Origin of the sequence: Mesorhizobium sp. M7A.T.Ca.US.000.02.2.1 (assembly GCF_003996995.1) — a bacterium.
Taxonomy (GTDB): Bacteria; Pseudomonadota; Alphaproteobacteria; order Rhizobiales; family Rhizobiaceae; genus Mesorhizobium.
The window spans coordinates 1-802 of the sequence record NZ_RZTT01000835.1; the positions used below are offsets into that span (position 1 = coordinate 1).

Annotated in this window: 2 protein-coding genes; both read right to left on the bottom strand. The window is 64.3% G+C overall.

Annotation, left to right across the window (positions count from 1 at the left end):
• On the bottom strand, positions 1-309 hold a 309-nt coding region (locus EOD15_RS34980; RefSeq protein WP_281035608.1), incomplete at its 3' end, for a cytochrome c peroxidase.
• Between the two features lie 7 nt (positions 310-316).
• Positions 317-802, bottom strand: a 486-nt coding sequence (locus EOD15_RS34985) for a FixH family protein (RefSeq protein WP_245463874.1), incomplete at its 5' end; no start/stop codon positions are given.

Below are 802 nucleotides of genomic sequence, written 5' to 3' on the forward strand. Positions count from 1 at the left end.
CCGGCTGGTACGGCCGACCCCGACCGCCTGCGGCAGGTCGTCCTGGAACTGGCGGTCGATCTTGTGGCATGTCGAACAGGATATCGACCCGTCACCGCTCATGCCCTGGTCGAAGAACAGCGTCGAGCCGAGTGCGGCAGCCGCCGGCACGTCGGCAAAACGATTGGTGGTGTCGGGCTTGAGCGCCGGCAGCGACGACAGCGCCAGCGAGGCGATGGTCGTCTTTTCGGCGTCGGAAAAATCCGGCTTCGTGCAACCGGCAAGGACAACGGCCACCATCAGCGCCAGAAAACGCGAACGCCGCCTCATGTCCTGCTCACAGCACCACGTTGAAGAGCACCGTGTCGGAGCCGGCGGTGGCCGAGATGGCGAAATGCAACTGCCACCAGCCGCTCATGGTGAATTTCACTCCTTCGATTCGATAACGCCCGTCGCCGAGATAGTCGGTCGTCTGCGGGCTGGTCGGCAGGCCGTGACTGTGCAGTGGCATACCGCCCGAAATCGCGATCGCGGCACCTTCCACCGGAACACCTGCCTTTGTCTTCAAGGTCAGCAGCCAGGATTGCAGTTCGCCCTGCCGTACGACACCCCGCTCCGGCGCGAAGCTGGCCACGAACAGCGCGTTGGCGGTGTTCTTCGTCCTCGAGACATCCGGGCCGGCAGGCAGCGACGACCGCGGCGCCGTCAGGAAGACGGCCGCGAGAATGCCGACCAGCAAGGCAGCCAGACCAAGACCCGCCAGAAGATAACGCCATATCGATGCCAAACCGGTTCCTCTTCCGCAGACAACGCTCTGCCGGAC